Origin of the sequence: Brevibacillus parabrevis (assembly GCF_003710905.1) — a bacterium.
Lineage (GTDB): Bacteria > Bacillota > Bacilli > Brevibacillales > Brevibacillaceae > Brevibacillus > Brevibacillus parabrevis.
In genome coordinates this window covers 288,146-312,553 of sequence record NZ_RHHV01000008.1, presented here as the reverse complement: position 1 = coordinate 312,553, position 24,408 = coordinate 288,146, and the positions used below count along the sequence as shown (strand labels likewise).

At 52.8% G+C, this 24,408-nt stretch carries 21 protein-coding genes and 1 pseudogene; 10 read left to right on the top strand and 12 right to left on the bottom strand.

Annotated elements, in window-relative coordinates:
• Positions 1 to 123: 123 nt before the first annotated feature.
• From EDM60_RS11020 to EDM60_RS11010, 3 genes are all read right to left on the bottom strand, one after another.
• Positions 124 to 1,119, bottom strand: a complete 996-nt coding sequence (locus EDM60_RS11020) for an MBL fold metallo-hydrolase (RefSeq protein WP_122964024.1) — start codon at positions 1,117 to 1,119, stop codon at positions 124 to 126.
• 75 nt (positions 1,120 to 1,194) lie between these two features.
• Positions 1,195 to 3,435 carry a sensor domain-containing diguanylate cyclase gene (locus EDM60_RS11015; protein ID WP_122964023.1) on the bottom strand — a complete coding sequence of 747 codons (2,241 nt, stop codon included), beginning with the start codon at positions 3,433 to 3,435 and terminating at the stop codon, positions 1,195 to 1,197.
• A gap of 38 nt (positions 3,436 to 3,473) precedes the next feature.
• A complete protein-coding gene (locus EDM60_RS11010) occupies positions 3,474 to 4,055 on the bottom strand; it encodes a histidine phosphatase family protein (RefSeq protein WP_122964022.1) in 582 nt (193 codons plus the stop codon).
• A gap of 336 nt (positions 4,056 to 4,391) precedes the next feature.
• Between EDM60_RS11010 and EDM60_RS11005 the strand changes: the two genes are divergently transcribed.
• Together EDM60_RS11005 and rpsD are read left to right on the top strand one after the other, a co-directional pair.
• A complete protein-coding gene (locus EDM60_RS11005) occupies positions 4,392 to 6,689 on the top strand; it encodes an S-layer homology domain-containing protein (RefSeq protein WP_122964021.1) in 2,298 nt (765 codons plus the stop codon).
• A 295-nt stretch (positions 6,690 to 6,984) separates the two neighbouring features.
• Entirely contained in the window at positions 6,985 to 7,584 is a 600-nt protein-coding gene (gene rpsD, locus EDM60_RS11000) for a 30S ribosomal protein S4 (RefSeq protein WP_063228128.1), read from the top strand.
• A gap of 94 nt (positions 7,585 to 7,678) precedes the next feature.
• On the opposite strand, the gene EDM60_RS10995 is transcribed toward rpsD, so the two are convergent.
• Positions 7,679 to 7,990, bottom strand: a complete 312-nt coding sequence (locus tag EDM60_RS10995) for an XRE family transcriptional regulator (RefSeq protein ID WP_233454102.1) — start codon at positions 7,988 to 7,990, stop codon at positions 7,679 to 7,681.
• Between the two features lie 205 nt (positions 7,991 to 8,195).
• Here EDM60_RS10995 and EDM60_RS10990 point away from each other — a divergent pair, with 205 nt between their 5' ends.
• The 4 genes from EDM60_RS10990 to EDM60_RS10975 all read left to right on the top strand — a co-directional run bounded on the left by EDM60_RS10990 (position 8,196) and on the right by EDM60_RS10975 (position 13,915).
• Positions 8,196 to 11,369, top strand: coding sequence for a penicillin-binding protein 1A (locus tag EDM60_RS10990; protein ID WP_122964020.1), 3,174 nt, complete (start codon positions 8,196 to 8,198; stop codon positions 11,367 to 11,369).
• A 73-nt stretch (positions 11,370 to 11,442) separates the two neighbouring features.
• Entirely contained in the window at positions 11,443 to 12,075 is a 633-nt protein-coding gene (locus tag EDM60_RS10985; RefSeq protein ID WP_063228124.1) for a hypothetical protein, read from the top strand.
• 41 nt (positions 12,076 to 12,116) lie between these two features.
• The gene (locus EDM60_RS10980; RefSeq protein WP_122964019.1) at positions 12,117 to 12,761 is read left to right on the top strand and encodes a CBS and ACT domain-containing protein; all 645 of its coding nucleotides are present in this window, start codon (positions 12,117 to 12,119) and stop codon (positions 12,759 to 12,761) included.
• A complete protein-coding gene (locus EDM60_RS10975) occupies positions 12,758 to 13,915 on the top strand; it encodes an acetoin utilization protein AcuC (protein WP_122964018.1) in 1,158 nt (385 codons plus the stop codon). The genes EDM60_RS10980 and EDM60_RS10975 overlap by 4 nt, the downstream gene beginning before the upstream one ends.
• An 84-nt stretch (positions 13,916 to 13,999) precedes the next feature.
• Here the strand turns inward: EDM60_RS10975 and EDM60_RS10970 are convergent, their stop codons facing one another.
• The 4 genes from EDM60_RS10970 to EDM60_RS10955 all read right to left on the bottom strand — a co-directional run bounded on the left by EDM60_RS10970 (position 14,000) and on the right by EDM60_RS10955 (position 17,643).
• The gene (locus EDM60_RS10970) at positions 14,000 to 14,938 is read right to left on the bottom strand and encodes a 5'-methylthioadenosine/adenosylhomocysteine nucleosidase (protein WP_122964017.1); all 939 of its coding nucleotides are present in this window, start codon (positions 14,936 to 14,938) and stop codon (positions 14,000 to 14,002) included.
• A 44-nt stretch (positions 14,939 to 14,982) separates the two neighbouring features.
• Positions 14,983 to 15,993, bottom strand: coding sequence for a catabolite control protein A (gene ccpA / locus EDM60_RS10965; protein WP_122964016.1), 1,011 nt, complete (start codon positions 15,991 to 15,993; stop codon positions 14,983 to 14,985).
• A 115-nt stretch (positions 15,994 to 16,108) separates the two neighbouring features.
• Positions 16,109 to 16,417: a metal-sensitive transcriptional regulator gene (locus EDM60_RS10960; protein ID WP_063228119.1), complete on the bottom strand. Its 309-nt coding sequence runs from the start codon at positions 16,415 to 16,417 to the stop codon at positions 16,109 to 16,111.
• Positions 16,418 to 16,545: 128 nt separating this feature from the next.
• Positions 16,546 to 17,643 (bottom strand): bifunctional 3-deoxy-7-phosphoheptulonate synthase/chorismate mutase, encoded by a 1,098-nt coding sequence (locus tag EDM60_RS10955; protein WP_122964015.1) that lies wholly within the window; start codon positions 17,641 to 17,643, stop codon positions 16,546 to 16,548.
• 287 nt (positions 17,644 to 17,930) lie between these two features.
• Between EDM60_RS10955 and EDM60_RS10950 the strand changes: the two genes are divergently transcribed.
• A complete protein-coding gene (locus EDM60_RS10950) occupies positions 17,931 to 20,108 on the top strand; it encodes a cell division protein FtsA (RefSeq protein ID WP_122964014.1) in 2,178 nt (725 codons plus the stop codon).
• A gap of 68 nt (positions 20,109 to 20,176) precedes the next feature.
• Here EDM60_RS10950 and ytxJ read toward each other — a convergent pair whose 3' ends face one another.
• The 3 genes from ytxJ to EDM60_RS10935 form a co-directional block, all read right to left on the bottom strand.
• On the bottom strand, positions 20,177 to 20,503 hold the full coding sequence (ytxJ, locus tag EDM60_RS10945) for a bacillithiol system redox-active protein YtxJ (protein WP_167470276.1): 327 nt from the start codon (positions 20,501 to 20,503) through the stop codon (positions 20,177 to 20,179).
• A gap of 164 nt (positions 20,504 to 20,667) precedes the next feature.
• A complete protein-coding gene (locus EDM60_RS10940; protein ID WP_229049716.1) occupies positions 20,668 to 21,066 on the bottom strand; it encodes a hypothetical protein in 399 nt (132 codons plus the stop codon).
• Between the two features lie 196 nt (positions 21,067 to 21,262).
• A complete protein-coding gene (locus EDM60_RS10935; RefSeq protein WP_063228116.1) occupies positions 21,263 to 21,496 on the bottom strand; it encodes a hypothetical protein in 234 nt (77 codons plus the stop codon).
• A 125-nt stretch (positions 21,497 to 21,621) separates the two neighbouring features.
• On the opposite strand from EDM60_RS10935, the gene yjcZ reads away from it, so the two are divergent.
• Both yjcZ and EDM60_RS10925 read left to right on the top strand, forming a co-directional pair.
• Positions 21,622 to 21,801: a sporulation protein YjcZ gene (gene yjcZ / locus EDM60_RS29575; RefSeq protein ID WP_122964012.1), complete on the top strand. Its 180-nt coding sequence runs from the start codon at positions 21,622 to 21,624 to the stop codon at positions 21,799 to 21,801.
• Between the two features lie 157 nt (positions 21,802 to 21,958).
• Positions 21,959 to 23,071, top strand: coding sequence for an aminopeptidase (locus tag EDM60_RS10925; protein WP_122964011.1), 1,113 nt, complete (start codon positions 21,959 to 21,961; stop codon positions 23,069 to 23,071).
• Positions 23,072 to 23,149: 78 nt separating this feature from the next.
• Here EDM60_RS10925 and EDM60_RS10920 read toward each other — a convergent pair whose 3' ends face one another.
• Positions 23,150 to 23,689: a PadR family transcriptional regulator gene (locus tag EDM60_RS10920; protein WP_122964010.1), complete on the bottom strand. Its 540-nt coding sequence runs from the start codon at positions 23,687 to 23,689 to the stop codon at positions 23,150 to 23,152.
• A gap of 284 nt (positions 23,690 to 23,973) precedes the next feature.
• Here EDM60_RS10920 and EDM60_RS10915 point away from each other — a divergent pair.
• A pseudogene (locus tag EDM60_RS10915) lies at positions 23,974 to 24,399 on the top strand (trypsin-like peptidase domain-containing protein); the annotation flags it as partial.
• Positions 24,400 to 24,408 lie beyond the last annotated feature (9 nt).

The window sequence follows — 24,408 nt, the reverse complement described above, 5'->3', positions numbered from 1 at the left end:
CCTCCCTCGGCTACCCCGGATTATGCCACTTCCAGGTGGTTGCAGGGTAATTGTCCCTTTTATCGTTTCCGGGGAGGAATAGGCTTATTCTGCTTGTTTCGCCAATGCCAGGAATCCGTCAGGCTACAGGTGATAGTACAAGACCCCGTCTTGTTCGCGCACCTCGATCTGATGCAAGATCATCAGCAAATCGATATGCCCGAGCGTCTCGGAAAGCGTCAGCGGCAGCTCTTTTTCATAAATAGCCGGAAACAGCAGCGTCGTCAGTTCATACGCCGTCAATTCCTTGTCAGCAAGCAGGCTGCGCAATGTGTCGGTCCGGCTCCAGTTTTTTTGCAGGCGAGAGGAAATCAGCTCGCGGTGGTTCCGGACGATCTCGCCATGACCCGCCAGCACCTGTTCGATCTCCATGTCCGCGCACATCTGCAAAGCCGTCCGGTACTGAACGAGTGTCAGCGGACGCGCACCCGAACGATCCCGCGGTGGCTCAATAAAGGCATTGGACGAAATATGTCCGATAATGTGATCTCCGCCGATCATCGTGCGATCCCGCTCCCGGTACAAGGACAGATGGCTCTGGCTGTGCCCCGGCGTGTAGAGAACCTGCCATTCCGGAAGATGCGGCACTTGTTGTTCATGCTTGAGCTTCAAGTCAATCTGGCTTGGCTCGGAAAAAGTCGTCATCAATTTGTGGAACTTCTCGATGATGATCAGCTTGTCGCTTGGCACGCCGCTTTTTTTGTACAGCTGCAAAAAGAACTGATCGTGAAAATCCATGAACTCCGCATCCAGCTCGACGTACGGCGCTGCCTGCGGATGCGCCAGTGTCAACGCCCCTGACTTTTTCCTCACTTTTTCCAATTGCCCGCAATGGTCAACGTGATGATGGGTCAGCACGATCTGCTCAATCTCTTCCACAGAGACGCCAGCCGCTTGCAGCCCTTCTGTGAGCGCCTGCCATGCCTCGTCTGTCTTCGGCCCCACATCGATCAAGGTCAGCTTCTCGCCTTTTATCAGATAGACGTTAACCGCTCCGACATTGAAGGGAGTCGGGATTTCCAGACAGTAAATATCCGGCGTGATTTGTGTCGCCTTGGTGTGCCATTCACGCATGTCCATTGCCAATTCCTCCATCTGCCTCTCAAGTTTGTCCGATTTTTTTCCGAAAAAGAGAAAAGAGCCATTTATTTGGCTCTAGGCGAGAACAACTTGGTTTCGACCAGAATTTTTCGCTTCGTACAACGCGATATCTGCTTGATGGAATAAGGCTTCGACGCTCAGATTCACATCCAGCTCCCGGTTCCATTTGGCCAGACCGCACGAGATGGTCACGCGCGGAGAAGTTTCCTGCTCCACACATTCCCTGATGCGCTCGGCAACAGAGTGGGCGGTCGCTTTGTCAACGCGCGGCAGGTAAACCGCAAGCTCCTCCCCGCCCCAACGCGCAGCGATATCGCTGTCTCTGATGCTGTGGCGAATGAGGTCGGACACCTGGATCAGCACTTCGTCGCCTACCTGGTGACCAAACGTATCGTTAACCGTCTTAAAATAGTCGATATCAATCAAAATCAACGAGCCGTAGCTGTCTTTTTCAAGCGAAGCCCTGACTCGCTCATTCAAATACCGCCTGGTGAAAAGTCCCGTCAAGTTGTCGGTAATGACCATCCGTTCCATCTCATTGTGCAAAACGGCATTGGTCATGGCAAGACTTGCGTGTTGGCCAAAAATTTCGAGCAGCTTGTAGTCGTCAAAACTAAAAAAATGATAGCGGGAATCTGCGACTAAAAGCACTCCGCTAATCTCACCCTCAACGACGAGCGGAACTCCCATGAGCGAGCAGCAGGAAAACAGCGAAAATGGCAGCGGACCTGTCCCTGGCTGAGCCAAAAGCAGCGTTTGCTTGCTCTGCATGATTTGCTGAAACGGCTTTTCCAATGCGTTGACGACTGTGCCGTTAAAGGCGGGAACAGATGAAGAGAGGACGTCGAATTTGTCTTCCCCTGGCTGTTTGCGGAGAATCGCACAAAACTCCGCATCAAAGGTCGCCTGCATCATTTCTGTGACAAAATCTAGAATTTCCTTTAAATCAAGACTTTTATTAAGCTGTCGCGCCATTTCATTAATGAGACGCAGTTCACGAATGAGATTGCGCGATTGCTGATACAGTTGGGCGTTCTCGAACGCAGTGCCCGCTGTATCTGCCAAAATGGAAATGTAGTCCTTCTCGTGCTGGCTCAACGAAATCGGCTGTTCCGAAGTCACCTGCAAAACGCCGTAGATGCCTTGCTTGCCGAGGAGCGGAGCGGCAATGACAGTCACCCGCTGATCGCCTTCTCCCACTTCTTCCGCGATCAAGCGCCCTTCCAGGTACGCTTTTGTGCTGGTGGACGGCTCCACTTCCTGGAATGACAGCTGCTTGACGGGCGTAGTGGCATTCGGCTCTACCGTCAGGAACAGCTCGACGGAGAAATACGGGTACAAGCTGGGAATGCTGGTGACGATTTCGTGCAAAACGTCATTGACATCAATCGACGCCTGGATTTTGGACATGAGCTGGTACAACAAATCTTTTTTGCTGGCTTCACGGCGCAAATCGTCGGACATGATCGCCCGCCAGAGAGCGCAGCTCGACTTTTCCGCCACCTCCTGCAAAAAGGCGATATCCCGCACATCGTAGACGCAATCCTTTTCCTCGGGCGGCAGGTGCATAAACAGCGCATAGAGCGGGATGTCATTGAGGCTCACCGGAACGACGATTACCCGGTGATCGTCGAGAACCGAAGACGTCACAGGCGTATTGCCTACCCGCGAGACCAGCTGGTGGATGTGAGCCTGCCCGGGTTCAGCTTCTTGCGTGGTGACGATCTCCTGGGGAATCAGCACCCCGTCCTCGGACAGCTTCACTGCCGAGCAATGACCCTTGGAAATGATGTGACTGATTTGTCTCGTCAAGCTGCCGAGCAAATCCCGCGCGGTGTCATGCAGGGTCAAATCCGTGACAATCTGGCCGGTGGCGTGCTGGATGTACGCATCGTATCCCATGCGGATGAGCGGCTCCAGTCCGCGCATGTAAGCACGCAGATCGAAATCGATCTCTCGCTGTGGAATGAGCATGCCAATGACAGCCCGCACGCTCCCGTCCAGCTCCTTCAGCGGAAAAGCTCCGCAGACCAGCGTGTTCTCTCTCTTCGTCTTGACGACAATCTCTTTCGTGCTCAACGCTTCCGATACATAATCGCAGACTTCTTGTGTCTGCATGTAATGGCGTGCAGCGTCGGACAGAGAGCTTCCAGATTGACTATCATGCATGTCCATGAAGTTGATTATGCGGCCCCCGGAATCTGTCAAGAAAAGGATGCCTGGGCGCTTTTCCGGCCAAGATTGTAAGATAAAATGGGCCGTGTAGGAAAAGACCGTCTCTAACTTCCCCAACATTTTACTTGACACGAGAAACTCCCTCTCTCAGCATTTTCTCAAGCTTCCAAATGGTCAGTATCATTTACCTGGAGCACTTCCCACCTGCGATCGACGTAGCGGAAAACGGATATCCCGGTGTTGTCGATCCGCGTGATGCCAGTTCCTTGCTCCCCTGCTGTTACGTAATGCAAAAAGCTGTTGATCAGGCCGCCATGAGAAACCACGACAATCGCTTCATTCGGATGCTTCGCTGCCAGCTCGCTGAGAGCAGCAACCGCGCGCCGCTGCATGTCTTCGAAAGTTTCAATTCCACACGAAGCCTCATCCTGACTCTCAAAACGCTCGCGGATTTCCTCGTAGGTGAGCCCCTCCCATTGTCCGTAGCAGCGCTCCCGCAAAGTCGGATGCGCCCCGACGGAAAACGAGAAGTTTTCCGCTATTTTTGCTGCCGTGTCACGTGCCCGGCTTAAATCACTGGAATAAACTGCGTGAATCGTCTCGCTTCGGAACCTTCCGGCTACCAGCTCGGCCTGCCGCATGCCCAGCTCGTTCAAAGCGATGTCGCTGTGTCCTTGAATACGCCGAATCTGATTCCACTTTGTCTCTCCATGACGAACGAGGTACATGATGGTTTCCAAAACGCAATAGCCCCTTTTCTGTGGAAACCGCCCTGCATCGCCTGCCAAGCACAAAACAGAGCGGGGTTATTTTCAAAACATGCAGATGACCCGTTGCGGTCATTGGAACAGTCGAAACTGTCTTTTTCAATTGTAGGATGGATAGTACTACTTATTATATAAGATGGTTGTTCACAATTCTAGTTTCATCCGTTAACATTTGGTACAAAATTCCTATGTTTCTTGCTTTTTCGCAAATGCGCTCTCTTTTTTCTCGTTTCCAGATGAAACGATTCCACTCTTCCTCTCGTCAGAGGTTGTAAAGCAAATGATATTAACATCGTGGGGGGAATTTTCATGAAGCCTTGGATAATTCGATCCAGCTCATTCGTATTGACAGCAAGCCTGCTGCTTCCCGCAGCACAAGCATATGCCCAAACACCTGCAGCCGCTACAGGCAAAATAGTCGCTGCCAATCCAGCTGACAGCACTCTGCTGGCGGCGGCAAGCAAAGTAAAGCTGTCCAAAGAAGCGGCGCTTACTCTTGCGGCAAAAGTGGTTCCGACCAGCGGGCTCACACTGACAAACGTGTCGTTTCGCTCCTCTGACAGCTGGCGCGCCTTCCCGGAGTGGTCGTTCAGCTGGACAAAAAAGGACTCGAAAAATGAGCAAACGCTTCTGTCGTACAGCGTCAGCATCCATGCCAACACTGGCGAGTTGACCTCTTACTCCTATTACGATCAAAGCAGCAGCAACCTGCCTTACGCCAAAAGAGTGTCCTATGAAGATGCCCGCACTGCCGCCGAGCAGTTTTTGAAAAAGCACAATCCGGGCAAGGCTGCCGAAACTCGCCTCTACCTGCGCGAGACGCCGGAGCAAAAAACGCCGCTCAATGCCGATGCTTCCTATACATTCCGCTTTGTCCGCGTGGTGGATGATGTTCTGTTCCCGGATAACGGAGCAGACATCACAGTAAACGGCTCAGGGGTCGTCAATCAATTTTCCTTGTCGTGGAACGAGGTGAAATTCGAAAAGCCTGACCAGGCGATTTCTTTGGAGGAAGCGGAAAAGCTTTTCCAGGAACAGGCAGACCCGCAGCTTGCTTACCTTTTGCCCTGGAATCGTTCCGGTTCTGAAAAAAACAGCGTCTCACTCGCTTATAACAATCCGTTTGCTTTCTACATCGACGCCAAAAGCGGCAAAGCCTTGAACACTTCATCCCTCACTCCCCGCAGCGAGTTGAAGGAGCCTGTCGCCGTCAGCAGCAAACCGCTCTCTCCGCGCCGCTCCGGCGGGGTACTGAGCCAGGACGAAGCGGTCAAGTGGGCGGAAAAGACGTTTGACCTCGCCAATTACGAGCTTCGTTCCGCCAACTATAACGAAAGAGATTACCAGGCCAACCGCGCGATCTGGAATCTTGAATACGCCCAAAAAGGCAAGGAAGGCGACGGCTACGTATTTGTCTCATTCGACGCCGTAACAGGAGACATTTATTCGTACAGCAAAGATCGGCCTGTGCGAAAAGACGGGGAAAAATCCGGAAAGACTGCCGATGCGAAAAAGCTGACGGAGGCGGCGATGGAAACCGTGCGCAAGTGGACGCCTACTTCAGCACACCAGTTGTTTTTGCTTGATCGTGGCGAGAGTGAAGCAGAAGTAGAACCGTATAACTCCGACCGCTTCCGCATCTCGTTTGAACGCTATATCGACGGTGTCGCCGCAGCCAGCGGTTCTGCCTACCTTACGTACGACTCGGAAACAGGCGAACTTTTGTCCTACAACGCTGATTTCGGCGGCGAAACTTATCCGACGAAAGTACCAAAGCACTTGTCTGCGGAAGAAGCTGTCCAGTCCTGGTGGAAAGAATCGGAGGCAGAAGCGGTTTATGCCCTTGAACCGCTCAGCGAGGAAGACAACAAGAAAGTGCAGAATCAGCCGTCCTACATTCCGAAACGAACTGCGAAGCTTGTCTATCGCGTGACTGCAACGCCGTTCGAGCAGCCTTACTACCTCGATGCGACGTCAGGCGAGTGGCACTCGACTGCATCTGGAAAAGCGATCAACCTGCATCGCCAGGCACCGCTTGATCTCAAAGATCATCCCGCTGAAAAGGAACTGCTTTTGATGTACGAATACGACGCCCTCTCTCTGGAAGATGGCAAAATTTTGCCGCAAAAACCGATCACTCGCGGCGAAATGATCGAGATGCTGATGATCAGCCTGAACCAGGGCCAGCAATACCCGGTGTACTCCGCCGAAAGAAAGGCGACTTACAGCGACGTGGCAAACGGCTCCCGCTTCTTCTCCGCTGTCGAAGGTGCTGTAGACCGCGGCCTTTTGGACAAAAACGCGTCTGCACTGAATCCTGATCAAGCGATTACGCGCGATGAATTGGCCGACATGATCGTTCGGGCGCTTGGCTACAACAAGCTGACCGACTACCCTGGCATGTTCCAGTCGTCGTTCACGGATATCGCAAACGCCAAGCACCGTGCTTCGATTATTATCGCGACGGCCATGGGCATCGTGCCTGCGGAAAAGACGACGTTTGCGCCACAAGCAGCCGTATCGCGTGCGGATGCGGCCATTACGTTCACGCGCTTTTTGGAAAAACGCGGCACCCCGGAGTCTCTGTCAGCCGCCCTCCGCGACTAATAAGACTTTTGTGCCATCGCTCTTATAGGATGGCGCATGTCTTTTCGCATGTCTTTTCACTTGACTTCCCCACACCTCGCCTAGTATGATTAAGTGTATGTGTACAGGGTAGCATTGATTGTAGGTAAAAACGGAAGGATACACCTTCTTAGTTCCCTCCCTTTACAGACTGCGGCTGAATATCTGTGAGGAGCACGATGCGGAAACGCTACCGTCCGAAGTTCGTGTAGATAAAGTAGGAACTAACCTGCCGGAAGTAAACACCTACGAATCCAATTTAAAGGAGACTGAATACATGTCACGTTACACAGGACCTCGCCACAAACTGGCTCGTCGTCTGGGCATCTCCCTCGACGGTACAGGAAAAGACATCAAGCGCAACTTCCCTCCGGGCCAACACGGTCACAACAACCGTCGTAAACTGTCCGAGTACGGAATCCAGTTGCAAGAAAAGCAAAAACTGCGCCACATGTTTGGCCTTAACGAAAAACAATTCCGCCGCACTTTCGACCAAGCTAGCAAAATGGCTGGCGTAGTCGGTGAAAACTTCATGAAATTGCTGGAATCCCGCCTGGACAACCTGGTATACCGCATGGGCTTCGCTCCAACTCGCCCTGCTGCTCGTCAGCTGGTAAACCATGGCCACTTCCTGGTAAACGGCAAAAAAGTGAACATCCCATCTTACCGTGTTCAACCGGGTGATGTGATTTCCATCCGTGAAAAGTCCCGTGGTCTGCAACTGATCAAGGACTCTTTGGAAGCTCGCAACTTCCTGCCAAACTACGTAACATTCAACGATGCTGCTGCTGAAGGTACTTACACTCGTCTCCCAGACCGTGAAGAAATGCCTTCCGAAATCAACGAAGTTCTGATCGTTGAGTTCTACAGCCGTTAATCGTCTGGACATAAAAAGAGCAGTGCCGCCCGTCGGCCTGCTCTTTTTTCTATGATCAGCCCTCTTTCGCTCCTCGTCCATCCGTTGCAAAAGATCACCCCGGATAGTAGATGACCATGCTCACGCGAACCAGCTCCGCTCCCTCGTTGCGATAGCTGTGCGGCCTGTCTGCCTTGAAGCGAAGCGAATCGCCAGCCCGCAACGTATACGTCTCTCCTTTGATCTCGACTGCCAGCTCCCCGGAAAAAACCGTCAAAAACTCTTCCGTTCCCTCCTGATGAGCACCGGAGCCTAACGAGCCTCCCCCTTCGATTTCAACAGCCCCTCTTTCAATCTGCCCGATCATCGTCTTGCTGACGCCGCTCAACTCCGCAAGTTTCTCCAGAGAAACGAGCGCGGCTTTCACATCACCATGGCTGTGCTCCTGGTGGCAAGCTCGATCCTGCTTCTCGTATAAACCTAAACCGCGTTCGGCCATAAACAGGCAAAACGCAACACTTTTTGACAGATTCAGACGATGCACGGAACTTCTCTGTAGACGCTATCATCGCTTCTACCCTCATGGTTCCTCGTATGGTATAATTAGGGGGTATGCTAGGGGGTCGTAGACTATGTCGAATAACCACACATCTTCCTCTGAACCGTCGAAAAAAAAGCGACGCCGTAGCCGTGGCAGAATAATATGGATCATCGTACAGATGGTGTTTCTGCTTGGGCTTATGGGGGCAGCTGTCGCCGGAGGAATCGTGACAGGTTATGTTGCCGCACTCGTGAAAGACGAGCCAGTGCGCAGCAAGGAGGAACTGGAGGACAAAATTTTCACCAATTATCTGACTGGATTCGCCTACTACAACGACGGCTCTCTCATCGGCCAATTGCGGGCTGAAGAAGGCGATCGGCGCTTGGTGAAAAAGGCAGACGTTTCTCCTTATTTGATCAATGCCATCATCGCAACAGAAGACAAAACCTACTACCAACATTCCGGCGTTTCCCTTCAATCCACAATGCGTGGAGCGATCCAGGAATTCACCAACCAACCTGTCGTGACAGGCGGTAGTACGATTACGCAGCAGCTCGTAAAAAATACGATCCTCTCCGCTGAAGTGAGCCACACCCGAAAAGCGCGGGAAATCTTCAGTGCCATCCGGATCGAGCGCATGTTTTCCAAAGATCAGATTTTGGAAGCCTACATGAACGAAATTTACTTCGGGAAAAACGCCAACGGCTCCAACGTCTACGGTGTACAGGCTGCCGCCAAAGGGATTTTTGGCAAAGATGTGAAGGAACTGAATCTCAGCGAAGGCTCTTACCTCGCTGGCATGATTCAAAATCCTGGCGCGTACTCTCCATTTCGCGCCGAAAGCTATCAGCGCGGCAAGGAGCGCCAGAAAATGGTGCTGGACCGCATGATGGAAAATGGCTACATTACCCAGGCCCAGTACGATGGTGCGCTCAAGGCCGACCTGAAAGCGCAGCTGGCCAAGCCTGCCCAGCAAGCGTACCGCGAAGTTCCGTTCCTGATGATGGAGATCGAGGATCGGGCCGCCCGTCAGCTGGTCGATGCTGATCTCGCGGAAAAAGGGCGCGACAAGTCCACCATCGGACGCAACGAATACCGTCAACTGGTCGAGGACAAGCGCCGCGACATTTTGCGCAAAGGCTACAAGGTCCACACCACGATTGACAAAAATGTCTACAATATTATGCAAGCTGTTGCGACCGATCCGAAAAACTTCGGAAAAAACCGCACCTACACGATTCGCCGCTCCAACGGCAAGACGGAGAAAATCGAGAACGCGCTGGAAGAAGTCGGAGCCATGCTCATCCATAATAAAACGGGCGCGATTCTCGGGATGATCGGCGGACGCGATTTTAAAGTGGAGCAGACAAACCACGCGACTGTGCCGCGCCAGCCTGGTTCGGCGATGAAGCCGCTGGCAGCCTACGCTCCTGCCTTTGAACTGGGGCTTTTGCAGCCAGCTTCGCCAATCGATGACGCACCCGTGCTGCTCGCAGACGGCCAAAACGGCTCTCACCTGCCGAAAAACTGGAACAACAAATGGCAAGGAATCATGAGTGCACGTGAAGCGCTGCGAATGTCCTGGAATATTCCCGCGATCAAGACGTACTTGAAGGTCGGGATTCCTACCGCACTCGAATACGTCAAAAAAATGGGGATCACCACGCTGGTCGATGCAGACAACCACGCTGCAACAGGCGTAATCGGCGGACTTACATACGGGACGACGGCGGAGGAAATGACCAATGCCTACGCGACGTTCGCTAACCACGGCTCCTTTGTGGATGCATACCTCATCGACAGAATCGAAGACAGTCAGGGCAAGGTAGTCTATCGTCACGAAGCACAGCCTGTTCAAGTCTACAGCGAGCAAACCGCTTACCTGATCACAGACATGATGCGCTCGGTCGTAAACGCGGGAACAGGTACCCACATTCGCAAATTTGTACCGCGCAAAGTCGATGTGGCAGGCAAAACCGGGACAACCAACAACAGCAACGACCTCTGGTTCGTCGGCTACACGCCGGAGTTGTCCATGGGTGTCTGGGTCGGATTTGACGAGCCTTACCCGATGCCGGATGCGGACAAATACGTGCCAATGGTTGTCTGGGGCAAGGTCATGAAAGAAATCATGGACAAGCACCCGAACTTGTCTCCCCCTGACGCAACCTTTAAAAAGCCGGCAGGGATTGTCAGCGCAACAGTCGATTCCAAATCCGGATTGCTGCCAAGCGAGCTGTCCAAGCAGGCAGGACATGTGATTACCGACTTGTTCAATCGCCGCTTCGTTCCGACGAAGGTGGACGATTCTCACCAAAAAGCCAGATTGATTACGTACAACGGGGAACGTTATCTGGCGAAGGAAGGCACTCCGGACGATTTTGTCACCGAAGGCATTTTCTACCGCTCGCCTGATCCGCTTCCTTCCAAGGAACAGATTCAAGCCAAAAACAGCAAAGTGGCAAGTCAGCCGCCTGACTGGGAGCAGCGTCTCCCGGACAAGGAAGACCCGCGCACAGAGGTCGGCGGAGCGCCGTCAGCGCCAAGCGGAGTGACCGCAAGCGGCTCTGGCAAACAGATTTCGCTCTCCTGGCAGTCTGGCAAGGAAGCCGATCTCGTCGGATACCGCATCTACCGCGCCGATCCGCAAAACGGCTTTGTCAAAGTCGCAACAGTGAAAGATCCGGCCGAACTGACCTTCGCCGATTCGGCATCAGGCAGCGGTGATCTGGGCTACTATGTCACAGCAGTCGATATCGCCGGAAACGAGTCCTCCCCTTCTGCTATCGCTTCTGTCGGCTCGTCCTCCCATACGTGGGAGCTGCCGGGCACAGACACGGGAACGCCGCAGCCGGGTGACACGACGACTCCACCGACGGATAACGGCAGCGGCAATAACAGCGGCAACAATCAAACGAATCCAGGCGAGCAAGGGTCGGGAGACGGCACAAACGGCAATTCGAATCCAAACCCGAATACGCCTTCCGCTTCACCTCCTTCCGCTCCGAAATCGCTGTCGCTCAAGGCAAGCGGCAACAACGTGAAGCTGTCCTGGAAAGGCAACAGTTCCACCGAGCAGGTCATTGCCTACAACGTGTATTTCAGCCCGGATGCGGCAAGCGGCTATTTGCTGCTCGACACCGTATCGGCAACGAGCTACACGCACGCAACAAACGTTCCGAACGGCAGTTACTACATCACCGCCGTCAACAGTTACGGAGAATCGCCACATTCAAACAACGTAACGGCAACCACCACAGAATAGACTAGGAAGAAGAATCAGCAGAGATGGTCGCAATCGCCATCTCTCTTTTTCTACAAGCAAAGGGGGGGAACTGATGGAACACGTCAAACGCTATCATTCTGCGAGCATGATCGTGAACGGAAAAGAGCTTCTCATCGAGGGACCGGTTACGGGGAGGCATTTGGCTGACCTGCGCTTTGATGAAGGGCTGAAGGCATTCCGCATCCCGGAGCAGCAACACGAAGCTCTGATCGAAATTGCCGATCTGCCGGAAGGACGCATTATTTTGGCGCGGGAAGGCGACCTCGTTCTCGGCTATGTCACCTTCCTCCATCCCGATCCGCTGGAGCGCTGGTCCATGGCCAAGCTGCCCGACCTGCTTGAGCTTGGCGCCATCGAGATCAGTGACAAAGTTCGCGCGGGCGGCGTAGCCAAGAAGCTCCTTGAAGTATCTTTTGCGGACGACGCGATGGAAGACTACGTGATTATCACGACCGAGTACTACTGGCATTGGGATCTGAAAGGTACAGGGCTTGATGTCTGGCAGTACAGAAAGGTCATGGAAAAAGTAATGGGCAGCGTCGGACTTACCTGGATGGCGACAGACGATCCGGAAATATGCTCTCATCCCGCCAACTGTCTGATGGCCAAAATCGGAAAACGAGTTCCTGCTGAAACGGTTGTCGCTTTTGATGCCATGCGTTTTCAGAATCGCTTTCTTTATTAGTCTGGACATCTTTTTCAAAGGATGCAAGGAGGCCATCACTCATGCGCGTAGAAGATATCATGCGAAAAAACGTCGTTACCACCCAACCAGCTACCACGATCGGAGAAGCCCTCTTGCTGCTTCGAGCCAACCGAATCAGGCACTTGCCTGTTCTCGATGACGATAAGCTGGTGGGCATCGTCTCGGACCGCGATCTGCGCGATGCCCTCCCCTCCCGCTTGCTTACCCACGACGATGACGATACCGTGCTGCACAAGCCTGTTGCCGATATCATGCAAAAACAGGTCATCACTGCTCACCCGCTTGATTTCATCGAAGATGCCGCCCTCCAGATTTATGAGCACAAGATCGGTTCCTTGCCGATTGTGGAAGGAAACCGCCTCGTCGGGATGATTACGGAATCCGACCTGTTTTCCAGCCTGATCGAGCTGTTCGGGGTCAACAAGCCCAGCTCGCACATCGAAGTAGAAGTGGATGATCGCGTCGGGATGCTGGCTGAGGTCAGCCAGATTTTCCGCGAAGCACAAGTGAATGTCACCAGTGTCATCGTGTTTCCAGGAAAAAATCCCGGCAAAAAGAATCTGGTCTTCCGCGTCCAGACGATTGACCCGCGCGTCGTGACACAATTGCTGCTCCAAAGAGGATTTTCTGTCGTCGGACCGACGGATGGGGGGGTAATTTTGTGAGCCGGAACGCTCGTCTGATCTACTCCCCCGACTACACCACGTATTACTTTAACGATGACCACCCTTTTAACCAACGCCGTCTGCTCCTCATGCACGATCTGATGAGCAGCTACGGCCTACTCGCTGAGTCAGACATCATTGCCCCGCGCATGGCAACCGACGAAGAGCTTGCTCTCGTTCATGACGCACGCTACATCCAGTTCGTCCGCGATCAGGGCCATAGCAAAAAAGAGCTGCCCCAGGCAGCGAGCTACGGTCTTGGCACGGAGGACGTCCCCTGTTTTCAGAACATGCACGAATCGGCTGCCCTCATTGTCGGAGGGACGTTGAACGCCGTCGATGCTGTCATGAAGGGACAAGCAGAGCACGCCTTCAATCCTGCTGGCGGCCTGCATCACGCGTTTCGCGGGAGAGCCTCGGGCTTTTGCATTTACAACGATTGCTCCGTCGCCATCGCCTATTTGCGCAAACATTGGAACGCACGCGTCATGTACATCGACACCGACGCGCATCATGGAGATGGCGTACAATGGGCGTTTTACGATGACCCGAACGTCTTGACTGTCTCCATTCACGAGACGGGAAAATACTTGTTTCCGGGAACGGGGAATCTCTCGGAACGCGGGGATGGAAGCGGTTACGGATTTTCGGTCAATGTGCCGCTCGATGCGTTCACAGAAGACGACTCTTTTCTGGAAGTGTACGGCGAGCTAGTGTCCAAGCTGGCAAGAGGCTTCAAGCCGGACGTGATTTTGACCCAAAACGGCTGTGATGCCCATACGTTTGATCCGCTCACGCACCTTTCCTGCTCGATGCGCATTTATCAAGATATCCCAAGGCTCGCCCACCGCCTCGCTCACGAGCTGTGCGATGGCCGCTGGATCGCGGTCGGCGGCGGCGGCTACGACATTTGGCGAGTGGTGCCGCGGGCATGGACGCTTGTGTGGAGCGAGATGAGCGATCAGCCGCTGGAAGATGGCGACCTGCCTTCTGGCTGGCTCAAGCGCTGGCAGCCGCAGACAGACTTGCCGCTGCCAACCCGCCTGTTTGACGAACCGTTTCCCGCTATCCCCCGCCGGGCAGAGATTACGGAAAAAAACCGGATCACGCTGGAGCGCGCCATGATGTACGCGCCTACGGAAGCAAGCAAATAGCAGATGACATTTGCGAAAAAACATACGAAAAAGCGGGGAGATCGCGCACCGAAACGATGCTGATCTCCCCGCTTTTGTGTGATTTTATGATTGCTTCACCAGTTCTTCCAGCTCGGCTGGCGCAAAGCCTTTGACCGCTTTGTCGCCCACAACGGTTACCGGAACGCCCATGAAGCCAAAACGCTCGACATCCTCTTGGTAGGCGCGGCTGGTCATGACATCGCGCACTTCGAACGAAATCCCTTTTGCCGTCAACCACTGCTTGACCATGTCGCAATCGACGCAGTTTTTCGTCGAGTAGACGATCACGCCTGGCTCGGACGAACCGGCATCGGACAGCAGCATGTTGCGGACAATCGCATACGAACGCTGCGAAGCAAGCTTGGTAAACTCGACGAAGTTGACATGCGCAGAGCCGTCTGCCTTATCGGACATCGATCGCACGACGACAAACGGCACGCCGTTCATCGCACACACTTGTCCGACTGCCGCTCCTTCCATCTCCGTGCAATGAGCCTGGAACTGCTCGTACAGCCATTGTACCTTTTCCCGGCTGGCGACAAACTGGTCACCGGACAAAATGCGGCCGCTCACTACCTGAACACCCGCTTCCAATCCTTTTCCAGCCTCGATCGCTTGTTGCATCAGCTCCTGGTCGGCTTGCCATGTCCATTGCTCCGTAAACGGAATTTGCCCCGGGGCAAAGCCGAGCGGCGTCACGTCGATATCATGCTGCAAGCAGTCTGTCGACACGACAATATCGCCAATGTTCAATTCCGGGTGAACGGCACCAGCTACGCCCGTAAAAATGACGCGCTCCACCTGAAACTGATCGAGCAAAATTTGCGTCGTGACCGCTGCATTCACCTTGCCGACACCTGACTTGCAAAGCACGACTTCTTTGCCTTCCATCTTCCCGCTATAGTAAGCCACTCCGGCTTTGACCGTCGTCGTGGCTTGTTGCATCGCTTCCAAATACAGCGCAATTTCTTCGTCCATTGCGCCGATAATTCCGTACCGCATCCACTTATCCTCCTCTTGCTGGCAATCTGTTGCGGGCGATGCGATCAAGCCTGCTGCGGCTTGGTGCTCTCCCGATACTCGATCCGGTGCGGCAACAGCACAACGTGCTCTTCCACGTTTTCGTTGTTCATGTACTTGGTCAGCAGGCGCATCGCGACCGCACCAATATCGTACATCGGCTGAACTACGGAAGTTAGGCGCGGGCGCACCATTTCCACGAGGCGAATGTTGTCGTGGCCGATGACCTCGATATCGCCCGGCACGTTCAGACCGGAATCCTGGATGGCATGGATCGCTCCAATCGCCATTTCATCGTTGGCAGCAAAAATCGCTGTCGGCGGCTCAGCCAGCGCGAGGAATGCCTTCGTTGTCGAAAGCCCTGACTCGTAAAAGTAGTTGCCTGTCGCAACCAGCTCCTCGTCCAGCTCGATCCCGTTGTCCTTCAACGCCTTTTTGTAGCCTTCGTAACGCATCAGGCCGTTGAGCGGATCGTTCGGCGGGCCTGAGATCATCGCAATCCGCTTGTGTCCGCGCGAAGCCAAAGCTTCCGTCGCATCGTAAGCGGCCTGGAAATGGTCGATGCTCACAGAAGGCAGCACATTGTCCGCATCGCGGGTAGCCGCGAGAACGGTCGGCACCGAAGTGCTGGTCAGCGCCTGAAGGTGGTCTTCCTTAATCTCCGCCCCCAGGAACAGCAGCCCGTCCACTTGCTTTTCCAACAGCGTATTGATCAACTGCAATTCTTTTTCCATCCGCTGGTCAGAGTTGCAGAGGATGATGTTATATTTGTACATCGTTGCAATGTCTTCGATTCCACGGGCCAATTCGGAAAAAAACAAACTGGAGATATCCGGGATGATGACACCGACGGTTGTTGTTTTTTTGCTGGCGAGACCGCGAGCAACGGCATTTGGTCGATACCCCAGACGTTCAATCGCAGCCAGTACCTTTTTTCGGGTCAAAGGCTTTACGTTGGGATTCCCGTTGACTACACGGGAGACAGTCGCCATCGAAACCCCCGCTTCTCTTGCCACGTCGTAGATTGTAACCGGCATCACACACCCTCACTTTCCCTATATTTTGGTTTTCATAGTTATTTTCATAAATATATGCACCTATGATACGACAAGCCGTATGCGGTTGCAATCGTTTTTACGGGCTTTGGCGCCGCTATTTCATTAGTTTGTTCATCGTTTTCAAAAGCTCGTCAATTACTTCGCTATCCCCTTGCTGAATGCGCTCGATGACACAAGATTTCATATGTCCTTCCAGCAGCATTTTGCCCACGGCATTCAAGGCGGACTGCACAGCAGCGATCTGGTTGAGGATGTCGTCACAGTATACGTCTTTTTCCACCATTCCGCGGATTCCGCGAATTTGTCCCTCTACGCGGTTGAGCCGCGAGACAAGGTTGGACTTGATTTTATCAGGCCGCACGGTGGCGCGATCAGACGAGCAGCAGTGATCTTGATCATTCATCTGGCATAGCCTCCTTCGCCGTTATCAGCACTTAAATCCTAGCTTACTTGGTCGACCTCGGGTTCGTCAAATCAAAAGGTCCTCCCTGCGCGCAGGAAGGACCAGCAAACTCACAGCAAACTGTTTCGTTATCCTCTGGTTGCTACCACTTCGCCTTTGTACAGGCCGGAAGCAAGCAATTCGTCCACAAATTCGTTGAACTGAGGAATGTTGAGCTGTTGCTTTGCATCGGACAGAGCAACATCCGGGTCCGGGTGAACTTCTACCATCACACCGTCGGAACCGATTGCGAATCCTGCTTTCGCGCAAGGCAGCAGCAGGTCGCGACGACCAGTAGAGTGGGTCACATCGACGAAGACAGGCAAGTGCGTTTCTTGTTTGAGCAACGGTACAGCAGAGATATCAAGGGTGTTGCGAGTCGCTTTTTCGTACGTGCGGATACCGCGCTCGCACAGCATGACTTGCGTGTTGCCCTCAGATACGATGTACTCGGCTGCGTAGATAAATTCTTCGATCGTGGCGGACAGACCGCGCTTCAGCAGGATAGGCTTGTTTACACGGCCTGCTGCTTTCAGAAGCTCGAAGTTTTGCATGTTGCGCGCACCGATTTGGATGACATCGATGTATTTCGTCGCCATTTCCAGATCGGCTGGCGTGACGATTTCGCTGATCGTTACGAGGTTGAACTCGTCACCGATACGCTTCAAGATTTGCAAGCCTTCTTCTCCGAGACCTTGGAAATCGTATGGGGAAGTGCGAGGCTTGTATGCGCCGCCGCGGATTGTTCTCAAGCCGCGTTTGGCATGGTTTTCCGCTACCGCTCTCACTTGCTCGTAGCTTTCTACGGAGCAAGGTCCTGCGATCAGGATCGGGCTTTTGCCGCCGAACTCGACGCCTTTTACTGTAATGACCGTGTCTTCCGCTTTCTTCTTGCGGCTGACCAACAGAACTTTTTTCTTGTCTTCGTTTTGCAAGTCCAAGGATACTTGGAAAATTTGCTTGAACAGATGGCGAACCGTGCTGTCGTTGAACGGACCTTTGTTATTTTCTACGAGCAGGTTGAGCATTTGGCGCTCGCGCTCTGGATCAAAGCGGTTGCTGCCCAGCTTTTCTTTTTCTTTGCCGAGCTCTTGCACCAAAGTCGCCCGCTGGTTGATCAATTCCAAAATTTGCAGGTTGATTTCGTCTATCTGTTTGCGCATGGTCTCAATTTGATCGTGTGCCATTGTTTCTCTCCACTCTCCTCTTTTTATATAGGTCTGCTAGGTGGTTGCCGATAAATTAGGGTTATTATAATCGATTCAAACTCCCTTGTCAGCAGTTTAGCGCCAAAAAGCGCGAAAGTAAATTATTTATGTTTTTTTACCTTTGCAAATTCTTCGCCAAAAAAGGGATAATTCCTTGTTTCGACAGGATTCTTGATAGCTGTGGTCGAATCCATTGGATATATGTTCTAACGAAAGCCTTCATCTATTTCTACTGATCGACACGAAAACGAGGGAGTGACTTACCTTTGTCAGCCTATAACGAAACAGGCTCCCCTGAGCTGATTTTTTCACTAGATATTGGAACACGCAGTGTGGTCGGACTGATTGTGGAAACGACCGGAGATCAGTTTCGCGTGCTCGACTGCGCCATTCGCGAGCACGATGAACGCTCCATGCTCGATGGGCAGATTCACGATGTAGTTGCCGTTGCCAAAGTGATCAAGCAAATCAAGGACGAATTGGAAGCAAAGCACGGGCAGCTGCATCAAGTAGCTGTGGCAGCAGCCGGCCGTTCGTTGCGCACCCGCCGCGTACGTGTGGATATGCCGCTGTCGAGACACGCCTTTATCACGCGGGAAGATGTGGTCGCACTGGAGTTTGCCGCCGTGCAGGAAGCCCAGGCAGACTTGGCAAAAGAACTGCGCGAGCTGGATGCGACCCGCTATTACTGTGTCGGCTACAGCGTCGTCAACTACTACCTGGACCAGGAACTGATCGGCAGCCTGATCGATCAGCGCGGAGACACAGCCAGCGCAGACGTGATTGCCACATTTTTGCCGCGGGTAGTCGTCGACTCGCTGATTGCCGCCTTGAAACGGTGCGACCTGGAGATGCAGGCACTCACGCTGGAGCCGATTGCAGCGATCAACGTACTCATCCCCGTAACCATGCGCAGACTCAACATCGCACTCGTCGATATCGGCGCAGGCACATCTGACGTCGCCTTGACCGAAGAAGGTGCGATTACCGCCTACGGCATGGTGCCTGTAGCCGGAGACGAGATCACGGACGCGCTGATGAATGCCTTTTTGCTCGATTTTCCGATGGCAGAAGAGGTCAAACGTCTGCTCACCACCCATGAATCGGTGACGTTCACGGACATTCTCGGCATGGAACACACGATGAGCGCAGCGGAAGTAACCAGCGCCATTGAAGGAGACGTTTCCCAACTGGCAGAAAAAATCGCGACGAAAATCATAGAGCTGAACGGCAAGGCACCGCAAGCTGTCATGCTGATTGGCGGAGGCAGTCTGACGCCGGGCTTGACCGGAAAAGTCGCCCAGTTCCTGAACATGCCTGCCGCTCGCGTCGCTGTGCGTGGTGGCGATGCGATCAAGCAATTCGTGGGAGACAATCCGCTGCTTAGCGGGCCAGAATTTGTCACGCCAGTGGGAATCGCGGTAGCAGCACGCCGCCACCCGCTCCGCTACGTGACTGTTACCGTCAACGATGTGCCGCTGCGCATTTTTGACTTGCGGAAAATGTCCCTAGGAGATTCTTTGATCGCTGCCGGACTGGACATTCGCCGCCTTTACGGAAGACCGGGTCTGGCGATGAGCGTCACGGTAAACGGCCGGATGAAAATGATTCCTGGCGGTCACGGCACGCCTCCTGTCATCATGAATAACGGAGAAGCGGCCAGCCTTGATTCACCGATTGCCGATGGAGACACCATCACGGTTGTCGCGGGAAAAAACGGCGAGGACGCCCATGTTTTCGTGCGCGAGCTGCTGGATCAGCTGGACACGTTGGATATCGTCTGCAACGATCGCCCGCTGTCGCTGGGGCCAGTGATCCACGTCAACGGCACGCCTGCGCAGCTCGACGACTCGCTGGCCGATCGCGCGGAAGTAGAAATCCGCCTGCCCCGCACCGTTTCCGAAGTGCTGGCGGCAGCTGGTCTTTTGGCGCCTGATGAACAGCCAGCGCCATCCGGGCTGCACTTCAGCGTGAACGGGCAGTCTTACACACTCCCAGCGCACAACCCGATTCTGCTCTTAAACGGCAAAACCGCCACTTTCAGCGATGTCGTCCGCCAGGGAGACGAGCTTTCCTATCGCCTGGAGGAAATCGCACCGCCAGCCATCCGCGACGTCATCCCGCTGGAAGAATGGGTGCAAGAAACGATGACCGTCTCCTTCAACGGCGAGCGAGTGATGCTGCCCGTCGCACAGGTGACGATCACGTTGGACGGCAAAGTGGCATCCGCAGACGAGCTTGTGCCTGATGGGGCCGTCATTACGGTCAAATCTGCCCCATCCGCCCCTCCGGTATTCAGCGATGTGTTCCGGTTCGTCAACTTCTCTCTGGAGAAGCCGGACAATGAGAGCATCTCCGGCTTCGTCATGCTGGTAAACGGACAGCAAGCCAGCTTCCAGACCGAGCTGAAAAGCGGAGATAAACTGGAGCTGTTTTGGGAGTAAACACAAAAAAGAGCTGCGCGCTAAAAGCGACAGCTCTTTTTTCGTAACAAGCTTTTTCGATGCGGAGACTAGGCGCCGACTGCCTGCTTGATGGCATCCTTGGTAATTTTCCAGTGAGAAGTATGCCATTTCACTTCCCCGTTTTCCAGCAGGAAAATTTGCGGAGACTCGTGCTTGATCGCAAAACGCTCCGCTACTGCGTTCGATACCGGACGATCTTCGCGCACGAGAATCACGGCCGCTTCTACGGAATGATCCAGCAGATACGCCTGGAACTCTTCATAAGCGGATGTGCTGATCGGGCAAATCGTGCTATGCTTGAACAAAAGCTGCTTCCCTTTTTGCGCAACGAACTGATCCAGTTCCTCGATCGAGTGGAGTTGTTTTTGGGCCACCATTCATCTCTCCTTTTGTCGCTTCCTATGCGCCTTTCAGTATACCGAAATCTGGATGGCAAAGTCTACGCTTGCGGTGCACGGGGGCAAAAAGGGGCAGAAGCTGACGTCTCGACTGCGCCAACAAAAAGGAGCCGCCTGTTACAGCGCCTCCTCTTTCGTGTTTATACCATGATTTTGGTCAATCGCTCCCGCAGTTCCAGCATCCATCTCTCATCGCCTAGGGACTGCGCCAACAAAAACAGATCCAGAAGCTCGTTGACCCTCTCGCCCAGCACTTCACGAACCGAAGAATCTGCCTTTTCGTTAGCAATCAATACCAATAAGTTGGATAACTCTGACATTTCTTCAAATTCGATCGCCTGGCGCTGCGGATGTTGGCCCAGTTCCTCCATGAGTGATTTCAAATCTTCTTTGATGACATCTACCACCTGGGAATGCGCGCAGCAATCGTCGACGCAAACGTGTACCGGGACGTTCATGATTTTGACCCGCTTTTTATACACGACATTGCGCAGCACGATCTCCATGTCATTCCCGCAGCGGCTGCATTTCTTTTGCACAAAGTTCACCCCTAACTCTATCTACATATGTATACCTCTCATACTATTCGAGGCTCCTCCCTTCAATCCTGCTAAAACGCAGGTGGTACATGGTGGATGCAGTGGCAAATATCGTCCATCCATGAAGGACGTGTCAAAGCAAAAAGCGATGCCCGCTTGAGCATCGCTTTTCGTGTATGTGCCACTGTCTCGCCGCTTACGCGTAAATGGCGTTTACTTTTTCACAGTGCGGGCAAACCGCTACCTTGCCGGAATGCCCCGCCTCATCTTCCACCCGGTATCCTGTAATCTGCTCCGAGAAGCAAAACAGGCATTCCGTATTGAAATCCATATCGTACTGGGCTTTCCACACAATGGACTTGAAATCCTCGCCTACATTAATCGTAATGGGAACCAGCTCGTGCTGAAGACTCGACAATGATCTTTGCATCGCCATAACATCCTTTCGTTTTTTGCAAAGTCTTTTCGTATCCTCTAGCTTTTCCTGATTTTCAGAATAATAAACATGCGCAGGCAAGCAGATGGCATGGAAAGAATCTTCGCAAAAATGGGCGGATGCCCGTATCGGGACTGTGCATAAACCCATATGTTATGGATGTAAGCACAAGAGGCTTAACACACAACAAGGAGGATGTTCATCCTATGAGTAGCATTTTCAATGGAGACCTCGATGATTTCACCTTAGTGTTGATTCTTTTTATCCTGTTGGTCATCATCGGCTGCGGCTGCGATTGACATAGCCATATTGGCGCAGGACCCTGCATATACATGAAGAACCGAATCCTGTAAACGCGTTTCCTCCGCACGCTACCCTGGTATGGGTAGCTTTTTTCTATGCGATTTGTGTACAATACATACTGATATGATATGGAAAGCGAGGGATCCCCTTCCTATGAAAGATCCACGTATTGAGCAATTAGCTGACGTCCTCGTCAACTACTCCACCAAAGTACAAAAAGGTGAAAACGTTTTAATCTACTCCATCGGCGATGTGACTGACTTGACGAAAGCCGTAATTGCCAAAGTTTACGCAGCGGGAGGCAATCCTTACGTTCAACTGATTGACCAAAGCATTCAGCGCGAACTGCTTCTCGGTGTCAACGAAGACCAGCTCGGCATCATGCGTGAAGCTGACGTCTCCTTTATGAAGCAAATGGATTGCTATATCGGTATCCGTGGCGGCGACAACATCAGCGAGCTGGCTGACGTGCCGGGCGACAAAATGCAAATGTACTCCAAGCTGTTCGCCCGCCCTGTGCTGGACGTGCGCGTGCCTGAAACCAGATGGGTTGTGCTTCGCTACCCGAACGCTTCCATGGCTCAACTGGCCAACATGAGTACAGCCGCTTTTGAAGATTTCTACTTCCAAGTGTGCACGCTCGACTACGGCAAAATGGACAAGGCGATGGACAGCCTCGTCAAGCTGATGGAAAAAACCGACAAGGTGCGCATCACAGGGCCTGGCACCGACCTGTCCTTCTCGATCAAAGGCATCCCTGCCATCAAATGCGCCGGAGAAGCCAACATCCCGGACGGGGAAGTATTTACAGCCCCAGTGCGCGATTCCGTCAACGGCACGATCTCGTACAACACGCCATCCCCATACCAAGGCTTCACTTATGACAACATCAAGCTGACCTTCAAGGATGGCAAAATTATCGAAGCGACTGCCAACGACACGACGAAAATCAACGAAGTGTTCGACACAGACGAAGGCGCCCGCTACGTCGGCGAATTTGCGATCGGGGTCAATCCTTACATCCAAAATCCGATGAAAGACATTTTGTTCGATGAGAAAATCGACGGCAGCTTCCACTTCACGCCTGGACAAGCCTATGACGATGCGTTCAACGGCAACAAGTCGTCCATCCACTGGGATCTCGTCATGATTCAACGCCCTGAGTGGGGCGGAGGGGAAATCTGGTTTGACGACCGCCTGATCCGCAAAGACGGACGTTTTGTCGTGCCAGAGCTGGAGTGCCTCAACCCGGAAAACCTGAAGTAAACAAAAAGAAGGCTTCGCCACTTTATTGCGGCGAAGCCTTCTTGCATGCGTGTTCAACCCAATTGGTCAAATCCCTGCTCAGATGGAAGCAGACAATGCTGGTTGTTTGGCTAGCGAGGGCATTTTGTGCTCCAAAAAGGAAATCGTCGACTCCAGATGATGGATCGTATATTCCCAGCAAAAGCGCTGATATTCGTCAAAATGCAGCTCCAGCTTCTTGAATGAGGCTCGGCTTTGTTGAAGCATTTGGCGCTGAAGGTTCAAACAGCTCTCCAGCATGTCCTTTTGCTCCTCGGGGGAACGGCTCTTGCCAAAGAAAATTTTCACCAGCATGTCAGAGCGCAGCACAGGAGGCAAAATCGGCGTCTGGATTTCTTGACGGAACGTGTCCTTGCCCTGCTCTGTAATCTGATACAAAATTTTGTTCGGCTTTCCAGACTGGATGACCTCTTGCTTGGTGACCAGTCCTTCCTCTTCCAGCTTGCGCAGTGCGGGGTAGATCGCGCCAAAGCTGGCATCGTAGAAAAAGCCGATGCTGTTGGAAAACGCCTGCTTGATATCGTACCCACTCATTTCTCCATAGCTCAAAAAGCCGAGTATGATCGTTTTAACATCCATCTCTTCGCATCCTCCATTATCTTTCTTTTTCTCTCTCTAGCGACAAAGCAGACAATTGCCTTTTTTCAGACAGAAGTGAATATCCATCTGCTAAGCCTTTATGTTCAAAATATTCTCTAACTACATGTATTATAATTCGATTCTAATAATTATACCAATGCTATTTCTTTATTATATCAATCAAAAATAATGATATAACAAACGCCGCGCTCAAATTGGGCGTCCCTTCCCTTTCGCCCCTCCATAAGATGATATATACCTAACTGCTGTAGGGGGAGAGATTGGTGAAAAGTAAAAAATGGTCCCAATATACGCGAGTAAAGTACCCTGTGAGCAGCAGCAGTCTGCACCCGTTCAATTTTTTTGTCCCTATTGTAGAGCGCGTACAGGAGGGAGTCGTTTCCATCGTCACGGAAGACGCTCCCCTAGCTAAAGACGTCGATTCTCTGATTCGCAGTCTCATCGACCAGGATGATAATACTTCGTCACCGCCTACCGAGCGCAGTTTCGGCTCCGGTTTTATCTTCCACCCGAGAGGCTATATTTTGACCAGCGAGCACGTCATCGGCAAATCGAAAAACATTTTTGTCAAGCTGTACAACGGCAAAGTATTTGAAGCCAAACGCATCATTGCCGATCGAGTCAGGGACTATGCTGTTATCAAAATCGACGCGGACTGCAAGCTTTATCCTTTGGCACTCGGAAACTCTTCACACACC